Raw genomic sequence first — 12118 nt, 5'->3', positions numbered from 1 at the left:
GGAAAACCTACTATTTTGACGCCGCGGGAGCTATGAGGACAGGCTGGCTGAAAAAGGGAGAGGACTGGTATTATCTGGGAGATAACGGTCTGGAAGTCTCCGGCTGGATACAGGTGGCCGGCGGCTGGTACTATCTGAATCCGGAAAGCGGAAACAGAATGGAGAAAAATGGCTGGAAAGTTATTTCAGGAAATTATTACTATTTCCATTCCTCCGGATGCATGGCAGAAGGCTGGACTTACGTGGCGGGAGAGTGGTATTACTTTTTCCCGGGAGACGGACGTATGGCTACCGGCTGGCAACAGATTCAGGGACACTGGTACTATCTGTATTATGAAGGGGATGGATATGGATTTGGACATGGGACGATGGCCAAAAACAGATATATTGGTTCTTTTTGGCTGGATATTTCCGGGAGATGGATCCCATCTTACCTGTATTCCATGCAGGTAAGAGCCAACGGATATTCCAGCCCCACGCCTTACCTGATCCTGGTAGACTGTACCGCCAACAAGGTGGCGATCTTCCATGGATCCCAGGGCAACTGGAGCAATGTACAGTATTGGGACTGCGCTTCGGGAGCACCGGGAACCCCCACAGTCAAAGGTGTGTTCCACGTGGGAAGTAAGGGACATCATTTTGATTCAGGCGGAGTGCGCCTGTACTGGTACACCCAGATCTATGGAGATTATCTGTTCCATTCTCTGCCTTACCTGAAGAGTAACGGGCGGCTCTGGGACGGACGGCTTGGAATCGGCACCTCTCACGGGTGTGTACGTCTTCCCATCGAGTGTGCAAAATGGATCTATGACGTTGTTCCTTACGGAACTACTATTGTAACCTACTAAAAGCACAGAGCATCTGCAGAAAAGAACAAACAGATATTCAAAAAAAAGACCCGAGCCGGAGGCGTATTCTCCGACGGGTCTTTTTAGCTGTCAGGATAAATGGCGGGCGATCAATAAGAAGGAAAAAGGATCGCCTGCGAGTTATAGGACAAAACGCCTGCGGCAGTGTTTTGGAGAAGAGAGATTATCTGTGAAACAGCTTTCGGGAAAACCAGTCTCTCACATAATCAAAGGTATACCGAATCAGCTGCCATTGGATCTGACAGTAATGGAAAAAATGAGAGGGCTGAAAGGGTACTTTTTTTTGCGTGGAAAGGGTGCGGATCCCCTCGGACAATCCCTTTCGGTAATCTTTGCCGTAACCGATCCTGACAAAAAAGGCATATTTAACCAGATAGCCCAAGAGAAGGAAGGGACTGTTCAGCAAAAGCTGCAAAAACGGCATATTTTTGTAATTCAGATAAACACTGTTGCGGGCAGACAGCTTTACCTTGAAGGAATTATATTTGGAACCACTGGTCCCGCTGCCTACATGAAAGACCAGGGCGGTAGGACAGTAGCGGTTCTGATATCCGTAGATCCTTGCACGATATCCGATGTCAATATCCTCCAGATAGGCGAAGTGGCTTTCATCAAAGAGCCCGATACGCTGAAAGGCATCTCTGCGGTAGATGGCGGCTCCGGCGCAGGCGGTAAAGACAACATCCGGTTTGCTATAATTTGAAACCGGACGTCCGCTGCCCCGGCATACGCCCCATCCAAGGAGGGTATAAAGATCTCCCGCACTGTCGATCAGATCCGGGTGATACATCTGGATCATTTTGCTGCTGACGGAAAAGATGGAAGGAGACTGTTCTATGGCGGCCACCATTTCCTTTACATAGTCAGGATCCACCGTGGTGTCATTGTTCAGAAGAATGACATAAGGAGTGGTGCTGTGGCAGATCCCGGTGTTGACAGCCTTGCTGAAGCCGTAGTTTTTTTCCAGACAGATCAGGCGGATTCGGGGATAGTGCTCCTTCATGTAGGATACGCTGCCGTCGGAGGACGCGTTGTCTACTACCAGAATATCAAAATCCCTGTAGGTTTGCCGCATCAGAGACGCAAGGCAGGGCTCCATAAAATGCTTTCCGTTATAGTTTGGGATCACGATCGTTACTTTCATGTTCATTGCCTCATTCTTCTTTCCATAAAATACTGATGTCAGTATAACAAAGAACAGAAAAATGTTCTATAAAAAAATGGAAAAGAAGAGGGAATCCCTCCCGGAAAAAAGGATGAAAGTGGCAGCGGAGAAGAAATAAGTGTTTCGCAAATATTACAATTATTAAGAAAGTGTTAAGAGAAAATCATGTGCAATGGGTTGTCGTAGGAGGAAAAATATTGTATGATGTTTGTTGACATTTATGATTTTTCTTGTCAAATGCTACAGAATCTTAAGAAAACAGGTGAATTACGTGATTAAGGATAATCAGAAGCTACTAAACAGACTGCACGTGGTGTTGGACGGCATCGTAATCGTTTTTTCTTATATATCTGCATGGTATCTGCGATTTAAGAGCGGGATCTTCCAACTGGATCCCTGGTTTTTTTCCTTGAAGGAGTACGCTAAGATCCTTGTGGCCATCGTTCCGGTCTACCTGCTGCTGTACTTTTTGTTTCAGCTTTACACACCAAAGCGGGTACAGGGAAGACGACTGGAAGCATGGAATATCATCCAGGCCAATGGAATCGGGCTGCTTCTGTTTATCCTGGGGCTGTATCTGCTGAAATATTCCGATATCTCCAGAACCATGATCTTCATCTTTTTTTGTGTGAATGTGTTTGTGGAGATCACTGTCCGGAACCTGATCCGGGAAGGTCTGCGGGATCTGCGAAGGAAAGGATACAACCAGAAACATATCCTGGTGATCGGCTATAGCCGGGCGGCAGAGCAGTATATCGACCGGATCAAAGCCAATCCGGAGTGGGGGTATATCATCCGAGGGATCCTGGCGGACAATGTTCCCAGAGGAGGAGAGTACAAAGGAGTCAAGGTACTGGGACGCACGGAAAATCTGCAGGTGGTACTGCCGGAAAACAAGCTGGATGAGATTGCCATTGCCCTGGGACTGGCAGAGTATCATAAGCTGGCTCATATTGTGGGAATGTGCGAAAAATCAGGAGTACATACCAAATTTATACCGGACTATAACAATATCATCCCTACCAAGCCTTACACGGAAGATCTGCAGGGACTTCCGGTGATCAATATCCGAAGGGTGCCCTTGAGCAATCCTTTCAATGGGTTTATGAAACGGATCGTGGATATTTTTGGTGCTCTTGTGGCACTGATTTTGTTTTCGCCGATCATGCTGGCGGTAGCTGTCATTATCAAGGTGACGTCACCGGGACCTTTGATCTTTAAGCAGGTGCGCATCGGACTTCAGAACCGTCCTTTTCCTATGTACAAATTCCGCTCGATGGTGGTACAGGAGGCATCTGCCGAAAAGGCGGGCTGGACTGTGAAAAACGATCCGAGAGTGACCCCTATAGGAAGATTTATACGGAAGACCAGTATCGACGAATTTCCACAGTTTATCAATGTGCTGAAGGGGGACATGAGTCTGGTGGGGCCGCGCCCGGAACGCCCGCAGTTTGTGGAAAAGTTTAAGGAAGAAATCCCCAGGTATATGATCAAACACCAGGTGAGACCCGGGCTGACCGGCTGGGCGCAGGTAAACGGATACAGAGGCGACACCTCTATCAGCGGAAGGATCGAGCATGATCTGTACTACATTGAAAATTGGACCATGGGATTTGATTTTAAAATCTTGTTCCTGACATTTTTTAAAGGGTTCATCAATAAAAATGCATACTAGCGTATCCCTTTGAGAGGAAGATACAGACAGTTAAAGGAGAAGCAGGATGAGTAGAAAACATACAGACAGAATGACGGAGAAGGAACGCAGAAAGCTGAGAAAAAAAAGGGGAAGAAAGCGGGCGTTTATCCTGATATCTGAACTTATCATATTGTCCGTCTTGTGCGTGGTGGCCTACGGGATCTTCAAGCTGGATATGCTGGATACCAGGACACTGGACAAAGAAAAGCTGGAGGTGTATAAGGACACCGGAGAGTACACCAACATTGCCTTGTTTGGTCTGGATTCCAGGGAAGGGGAGTTGGACGGCGGAGTGCAAAGCGATACCATTATGATCGCCAGCATCAACAATCAGACGAATGATGTGAAGATCATATCTGTCTTTCGAGATACACTGCTGCAGCAGTCGAATGGAAGCTACGAAAAGGCGAATTCTGCCTACACTATGGGAGGACCTCAGGAAGCTATCAGTATGTTGAACCGGAATCTGGATTTGGATATCCAGAGTTATGTCAGCGTCAACTTTAACGCGCTGGTGGATGTGATCGATGAGCTGGGCGGGATTGAGGTCAACCTGACGGCAGAAGAAGCGTTCTATACCAACGGGTATGCGGCAGAAACGTCCAAGGTAGTGGGGCAGGAAATGAAGGATATCAAAGAAGAGGCGGGGGTTCAGCTGCTGGACGGCGTCCATGCGGTGTCCTATGCCCGTATCCGGTATACGGAAGGAAATGACTTTAAACGGACAGAACGTCAGAGGATCGTACTGGAAAAGGTGGCGGAGAAGGCGAAGAAGGCAAATCTCTTTACGCTGAACAAGATCGTAGATAAGGTGTTTCCGCAGATTTCTACCAACCTTACCCTTCCCAATATGCTGGGATTTGCGGCAAACGCTGCAAAATATAACATTGTGGAAACCTCCGGCTTCCCTTATTCTGTCACTACCAGTGAAGAGGTGGCGGACCACGAAGGATCCTATGTAGTCCCCATTAACATGGCGGATAATGTAAAACGTCTGCATGCGGCGCTGTTCGGGGACGAGCTGTATGAGCCTTCTTCCAAAGTCTGGGAAGTTCATTCGGATATTATATCCCTGACCGGAATCACAGAAGATACATTAGAGATGCAGACAAGCTTTGGAGGGGAAGCGTCAAATGAGGAATCGCAATAAGATCATAATGGAATACGGAACATATATGCTGGCATATTTTGCCAGCTATATTGCGTCTTTGGCAGGACTTTATATACTGTCCGGTCTGATTTTAATGGGAGAAGCCCTGTATCTTTACATCCACCTGGTCAGAGAAAGCAAAAAGCTAGTAGAGCTGCGCGCCTTGTTTAGCCTGGCCTGGATCGGAGGGCAGGGGCTGGCTTGCCTCAAATTGTCTGAAATTCAGACGGACTGGCATTATCTGACCTGGCTTTGCTTTTTTCTGGCGTATATTGGCTTTGGGATCGGATATGAATGGAAAGAAAACTACCAGGAGATAGAAGACAGAGAGCCGGACAGAGAGCAAAGGCGGGCGGATCGGATGTTCGTGTGTATTCTGGTACTGTTTTTTGTGTCAGCCATTTGCTTTGTGATAGAGATCAGCCACATTGGATTCCTGCCCATTCTGGCTTCTAAAAATCTGGCTTACTCGGAACTCCATATGGCAGGCGTTCACAGCCTGACACTAAGCTGCATCCTGATTCCGGCCATGACAGTGCTGTATAGCAGGATCGCAGAAAAAAAGAAAAGGACGAGAGGGGGACTGCTGGCTGTCATAAACAGTATGGCGATCCTGATCCCGGCTCTTTGCCTATCGCATTTCCAGCTGGTGTTTGCAGTTTCTTTTGCGCTGATCACCTATATCATGACCAGAAAGGGCATGTCTTTAAAAATGATGGCAAAGCTTCTGGCGGTGATCCTGCCGGTTTATGTGATCTCCACGCTGCTCAGACAGCATGATCTGGAATACATCAACAGGATCTTTGCCATGAAATGGACCGGAACGCCGTTGTTTATTTCTCAGCCTTATATTTATATCACGAACAACTATGACAACTTTAATGTACTGGTAAAGGGACTGACAGGGCATTCCTTCGGACTGCGTATGCTGTTCCCGTTTTTTGTGCTGACCGGTCTGAAGTTCCATTTTCCGCAGGTTGCCAGTCTGCCGATCTTTATCACAAAACCGGAGCTCACCACATTGACCCTGTTTTATGATGCATACTATGATTTTGGCGTGGCAGGGGTATTTCTTTTTGCGGCGGTCCTGGGGTGGATTTCCAAAAAACTGATGAATTTCGTGAAGAAAAGCGATAATCCCATTGCCTGCCTGTTTTATGGACAACTGGCCATCTATCTGGGATTCTCCTTTTTTACCACCTGGTTCAGCAATCCGGCAACCTGGCTGTGGTTTCTACTGACGGGAATCATATATGTGGCAGTAGGCTGGGACAAGAAAGAAAAGAGAGGATAGATGGATGAAAACACCGGTAACAGTGGACGTGGTTATCCTGACCTATCGCCCTGATGAGAGGGTGAGAGAGATCATAAGGCGATTGGGACGTCAAAGCTATCCTATCCGCCATATTCTTTTGATCAATACAAGATCGGATTATTTTCCGGAGGATTTCTATAAGATCCCGGGGGTGAAAGTACACGAGATCCCTCAGGATCAGTTTGACCATGGGGGAACCAGAGATCTGGCGTTTCAGCTTTCAGATGCGCCCATTCTGACTTTTTTAACGCAGGATGCAGTCCCGCATGACGAGAAGATGCTAGAGGCGCTTCTTAGGCCCTTCTGGGAGGATGGAAAGATCGGGGTATCTTATGGAAGGCAGCTTCCCTGTGAGGACTGTGATGAAATAGAGCGGTATACCAGACAGTTTAACTACCCGGAAACGTCACGTGTAAAGAGCGGGGAGGACCTGGAAGAACTTGGGATCAAGACATTTTTCTGCTCCGATGTGTGCGCGGCCTACAGAAGAGATATCTATGAGTATGTGGGAGGCTTTCCCAGGAAAGCAATTTTTAACGAGGATATGATCTTTGCTGCAAGACTACTGGAAAAGGGAGGGAAGGTAGCTTATACGGCAGAGGCAAAGGTGGTACATTCCCACAATTATTCCGGGGTTCAGCAGTTTCGGAGAAATTTTGACATGGGAGTTTCCCAGGCGGATCACCCGGAGATTTTTTCAAAGGTTTCTTCGGAAGGAGAGGGAATCCGTCTGGTAAAGAAAACGGCGAGGCATTTGCTTACCAGCGGAAGGTTTTACCTTCTCCTGCCATTTTTCTACAAGACCGGATGTAAGTTTTTAGGATATCAGTTGGGAAAACGCTATAAAAAGCTGCCCATGTGGCTGGTACGCCGGTGTTCTGGGAGTGGGTGGTACTGGAAGAAGAAAAAAGCCGTTTAAAGTTTCAGATACCGAAGAAAAAGAAAGGAAAACAGGCGGCACAGGGGAATTCCCCTGTTTTTCTTGAAGTTATCAAAGAAATAATGTAAAATGATACAGATATGTATAAAGAACAGAAAGGACAATCAATAATGGCGAAGAGGAGAAGACGTTACAGACGAGGAAGAAGAGAGAAGAGGGGATTTTCTTCATGGTCGCTGGGAAAGAAAATTGGAGCCATTTTTGGAGGAACCCTGGCTCTTGTAGCAGCCGCAGGGGCGATTCTTTTAGCAAGTAAGCTGTCAAAAATGGAGACGACAGTACTGAATCCTGAGAAGCTGAATGTTTCCAAGGAAGCAAGAGAGCGGGGAACCGGTTATCTAAACGTAGCGTTGTTTGGAGTGGATTCCAGGGACAACAAGCTGGATGAGGACACTAGAAGCGATGCCATCATGGTGGCCAGTCTGAACCGGGAGACGTTGGAGGTTAAGATCGTATCCGTGTACCGGGATACGCTTCTGGAGCAGGATGACGGAAGCCTGAACAAGGCTAATGCAGCGTATTCCTTCGGTGGACCGCAGGAAGCCATTGCCATGCTGAACAAGAATCTGGATCTGGACATCGAGCATTATGTAACAGTCAATTTCAATGCCATGATCGATGTGATCGATGCGGTAGGCGGCGTGGAGATCGATGTACAGGAGGACGAGGTTCAGCTGATCAACGGATATTCGGATGAGATCATGCGGGTAACAGGGAAGACATCTCAGCAGGTACAGGCCACGGGAGTGCAGACGCTGAACGGGATCCAGGCCACAGCTTATTCCAGGATCCGTTACACGGCGGGAGACGACTTCAAGCGCGCGGAGAGACAGAGAGTGGTGCTAAGCGAGATCATCAAGAAGTTGCAGCATGCCAGCCTTCCCCAGATCAATAAGATCATTGACAAGGTATTTCCGCAGGTATCCACCAACTTTACGATTGCAGAGATCTTTGATTATGCGAAAGATGCATTTTCTTATAAATTAGGGGAGATGACAGGGTTTCCTTTTGATAAGACGACAGACACCTTAAATGAGGTGGGAAGCGTAGTCATCCCGGTTACGCTGGAGGACAATGTGATCCAGCTGCACAAATTTCTTTACGGGAACAGCGTAGACTATTCTCCATCCTCCACGGTAGCAGGGATCAACGGAAAGATCCTGTCCAAAGCAGGAGATCGTAATGCGGATTCCAATGAGATGAATCAGGAGATCATGAAGCAGCCGGAGGAGACCTATAATAACGGCCAGTATTACTACAATCAGGGCACTCTGGAAAATACCGGCAATTACAATAATTCTAACACCGACACCAGTCAGCAGTATAACCAGGGAACCGGAACCGGTACCGGAGGCGGAACCGGCGGAAATCAAAGTGGAGGCACAGATGTCACGGGCGGCGGAAATGCACCACAGAACTTTGCGGACCAGGCATCGCAATACTAACAGGGGAAGTATAAAAAAGGAGAAGGATAGGAATGAAAAAAATGAGAAAAACGATTGTGGCATGGATGATGTTATGCGTACTGTTTTGCGGCAGCCTGCTGACAGTGCATGCGGCAACTGCGGAGCTGTGGTTTTCAGACCCGTCTGCAAAGGTAGGAGATGAGGTGGAGGTGGAGGCGAACCTGGGTTCTTCTTCCAATATCAGCTCCGCCAATATCAAACTGAACTATGACGCTTCCATGCTGAAGTTTATCAGCGGAGACCAGACGACAGGAGGAGACGGAAATCTTACGATCACGGGAAGCGGCAGCAGTTCCAAGCTGACGTTTCGACTGAAATTTCAGGCGCTGAAAGAGGGATCTGCCAAAATAGAGGTTTCCAGTTCTGAAGCAAAAGATACATCGGGAGCGGCCATGCAGATCACAGATGGCAATTCTACCGTTACGATCGCAGCAGGAGATCCTTCCAAGATCAAAGAAGACAAAGAGACTTCCACCTCCAAAGCGTCGGGAGACGGACCGAAAGTGGAAGTGGACGGAACTTCTTACAATATCAGCAACGACTTTTCAGACAGTATCATTCCTCAGGGATTCACCAAAGGAGAGATGAGTTACGAGGGAGAGACCTGTCAGGTGGTGACGCAGGAAGCCAGCGGACTGTCGGCATTTTATCTGACACCTGTGGATGGGGGAGACAGCGATTTCTTCCTGTATGACAAAGAAAAAGGAAGCTTTCAGCCTTTTGAGCAGGTTTTGCTGTCTCAGGAGAGATATATCGTACTTCTTCGCAACGACGGTTCTGTGAAGCTTTCCAAAAACTATCAGGAAACGACTTTGACACTGAATGGAAAAGATTTTGCAGCATGGCAGAATATGGATGAACCGGACTATTATGTGGTGTATGCGTTAAATTCAGACGGAACCAAAGGGCTGTACCGGTATGATACGGTGGATGAAACGTATCAAAGATATACGGCGCCTACGGCAGACAGCAGTCAGGAAACCAAGACGGCCAGGACAGGACTTCTGGGAAAAGTGTTGGATTTTGTGGAAAATCATCTGAAGCTGGTAGGAATCGGCGTGGCAGCCTTATTTGCCCTGCTTCTTCTGCTCCTTCTTGTTGTGGCTGTGAAGCTTCGCCACAGAAACCTGGAACTGGACGATCTTTATGACGAATATGGGATCGATATGGAGGAGGAACCGAAAGAAGCCTTGGAAACTCCGGCAAGAGAAACAGTGGGAGGAAAGGCGTTGGGCCCGGCGGTGCGCAGACCGGTAAAGGGAGAGTTTAAAGAAGACGACTTTGAAGATTTTGCAGAGATGGATGAGTTTACCGAGGACGACTTCGCAGAGGAAGAGGATCCGGAAGACAAATTCAAAACAGAAGCATATCCGCCATATGAAAACTACGATGAAGAAGACGAGATGATCGATGATCTGGACGATCTGTTGAGCAATCAGCCCAAGAAAAAGAGAGGGCATATGGAGGACGACGATACCTTCAAGGTGGATTTTGTAGATCTGGATTAGGGAGCAATCTGTAAAACGGCTGATGATACAGGCGGCCTTTGACGAAAAGAAAAGGGGAGGCGTGATCCGGAAGGAGGCCCTCCTCTTTTTCATTTACTTTTAAAAGAAAATTTGGTAAAATCTGTATGATAGTGCAAAAAAAACGGATGTTTGTACAAACAGAGAAGAAAGGAAACGATAACATGTGTGGAATTGTAGGATATATAGGAGAATCACAGGCGGCGCCGATCCTTCTGGACGGACTGTCCAAGCTGGAATACAGGGGCTATGACTCGGCGGGAGTCGCAGTCTATTCGGAAGATAAGATCCTGATGGCCAAATCCAGGGGAAGACTGAAGGTATTGAAAGAGCTGACTCACGACGGAGAAATGCTTCAGGGAACGGTGGGGATCGGCCATACCAGGTGGGCCACGCACGGTTCGCCCTCCGATGTGAACGCCCATCCTCATTTTAACCGGGAAGAAAGTATCGTGGTGGTACATAATGGGATTATTGAAAATTATCTGAAGCTGAAAAAAAAGCTGGAAAAGAAGGGATATGTGTTTGTATCCGAGACAGATACGGAAGTGATCGCCCATCTTTTGGACTATTATTACAAGGGCAATCCGCTGGAAGCGGTCACAAAGATCATGCACCGGATGGAAGGCTCCTATGCGCTGGGGATCATCTTCAAGGAGCATCCGACGGAGTTGTATGCCGTAAGAAAAGACAGTCCTCTGATCGTAGGGAAGACAAAAGACGGACATATTCTGGCCTCTGACGTACCGGCAGTGCTGAAATACACACGAGACGTGGTTTTTATTGAAAATGAAGAGATCGTGCGGATGACGAAGGAGGATATGGAGTTTTATACGGTAGATGAAGAGCCCATTCAGAAGGCGACAACGCATATCGAGTGGGATGTGAATGCGGCGGAGAAGGGCGGATATGAACATTTTATGCTGAAAGAAATGTATGAGCAGCCCAAAGCCATTGCAGATACCTTTTCTCCCCGGCTGAAAAACGGTGAGATCATTATTGAAGAACTGGGAATGTCCCCGGAAGAGATCAGACAGGTGGAGAAGATCATGATCGTAGCCTGTGGTTCCGCTTCCCATGTGGGGCATACCGCCAAATATATTTTTGAGGATATGGCAAGGATCCCGGTGGAAGTGGACGTGGCTTCGGAATTTCGCTACAGAAATCCGATTCTAAACGACAGGACTGTGGTAGTGGTCATCAGCCAGTCGGGGGAGACGGCAGATACTCTGGCAGCTCTCCGGGAGGCGAAAAAGCAGGGAGCAAGAGTACTGGGGATCGTAAACGTAGTGGGAAGTTCCATTGCAAGAGAAGCGGACAACGTGATGTATACCTGGGCGGGACCGGAGATCGCAGTGGCAACTACCAAGGCGTATTCCGCACAGCTTACGGCTGTCTATCTTCTGGCGATGAAGTTTGCGTATGAGAGAAATGAGATCAGCAGGGAAATGTTGTCAGAGCTGATAGATGAACTGAAGGCGCTGCCGACACAGGTGGAAATGTTGCTGAACAACCAGGGAAAGATACAAAAGTTTGCAAACCGGTATCTGGCAGCCAAGAATATCTTTTTCATCGGAAGAGGGATCGACTATGCCATCTCCATGGAGGGATCTTTAAAACTAAAAGAAATCTCCTATATCCATTCAGAAGCGTATGCGGCGGGAGAGCTGAAACACGGAACGATTTCCCTGGTGGAGGAAGGAACGCTGGTGGTATCCCTGGTAACCCAGAAAGAACTGTACAAAAAGATCATGAGCAATATGGAAGAGGTACGTACCAGAGGCGCATTCGTTATGGGCGTGACGCTGGAAGGGAACCTGGAAGCGGAAAAATCGGCGGATTATACCGTTTATATTCCGGAGACCAGTCCTTATTTCACCAATTCTCTCGCCATCATACCACTCCAGTTGTTTGCATACTATATTGCAGTAGGAAGAGGCTGCGATGTGGACAAGCCGAGAAATCTGGCAAAGTCGGTTACGGTGGAATAA

Annotated in this window: 9 protein-coding genes; 8 read left to right on the top strand and 1 reads right to left on the bottom strand. The window is 47.8% G+C overall.

Features of this window, described 5'->3' with window-relative positions:
* Window positions 1-848 (top strand): L,D-transpeptidase (locus tag SOW26_RS07295; protein ID WP_320652154.1); only part of this gene is annotated, 848 nt, incomplete at its 5' end.
* Window positions 849-1032: 184 nt separating this feature from the next.
* On the opposite strand, the gene SOW26_RS07290 is transcribed toward SOW26_RS07295, so the two are convergent.
* Entirely contained in the window at window positions 1033-2013 is a 981-nt protein-coding gene (locus tag SOW26_RS07290; RefSeq protein ID WP_276959452.1) for a glycosyltransferase family 2 protein, read from the bottom strand.
* A gap of 292 nt (window positions 2014-2305) precedes the next feature.
* Between SOW26_RS07290 and SOW26_RS07285 the strand changes: the two genes are divergently transcribed.
* The 7 genes from SOW26_RS07285 (at window position 2306) to glmS (ending at window position 12118) form a co-directional block, all read left to right on the top strand.
* A complete protein-coding gene (locus SOW26_RS07285) occupies window positions 2306-3709 on the top strand; it encodes an undecaprenyl-phosphate glucose phosphotransferase (RefSeq protein ID WP_276959454.1) in 1404 nt (467 codons plus the stop codon).
* 46 nt (window positions 3710-3755) lie between these two features.
* Window positions 3756-4880: an LCP family protein gene (locus tag SOW26_RS07280; protein ID WP_154475809.1), complete on the top strand. Its 1125-nt coding sequence runs from the start codon at window positions 3756-3758 to the stop codon at window positions 4878-4880.
* Window positions 4864-6174, top strand: a complete 1311-nt coding sequence (locus SOW26_RS07275; protein ID WP_320652153.1) for an O-antigen polymerase — start codon at window positions 4864-4866, stop codon at window positions 6172-6174. Before SOW26_RS07280 ends, SOW26_RS07275 begins: the two co-directional genes overlap by 17 nt.
* A 4-nt stretch (window positions 6175-6178) precedes the next feature.
* Window positions 6179-7114 carry a glycosyltransferase family 2 protein gene (locus tag SOW26_RS07270; protein WP_276959448.1) on the top strand — a complete coding sequence of 312 codons (936 nt, stop codon included), beginning with the start codon at window positions 6179-6181 and terminating at the stop codon, window positions 7112-7114.
* 131 nt (window positions 7115-7245) lie between these two features.
* On the top strand, window positions 7246-8580 hold the full coding sequence (locus SOW26_RS07265; RefSeq protein WP_276959446.1) for an LCP family protein: 1335 nt from the start codon (window positions 7246-7248) through the stop codon (window positions 8578-8580).
* A gap of 32 nt (window positions 8581-8612) precedes the next feature.
* Complete coding sequence (locus tag SOW26_RS07260; protein WP_320652152.1) at window positions 8613-10109, top strand: cohesin domain-containing protein; 1497 nt, start codon at window positions 8613-8615, stop codon at window positions 10107-10109.
* 182 nt (window positions 10110-10291) lie between these two features.
* A complete protein-coding gene (gene glmS, locus SOW26_RS07255; RefSeq protein WP_320652151.1) occupies window positions 10292-12118 on the top strand; it encodes a glutamine--fructose-6-phosphate transaminase (isomerizing) in 1827 nt (608 codons plus the stop codon).

This window comes from Suipraeoptans intestinalis (genome assembly GCF_034091795.1).
Taxonomy (GTDB): Bacteria; Bacillota; Clostridia; order Lachnospirales; family Lachnospiraceae; genus Suipraeoptans; species Suipraeoptans intestinalis.
Note: the sequence above shows the minus strand (reverse complement) of the source record. Positions and strands in the feature narration are given on the sequence as shown.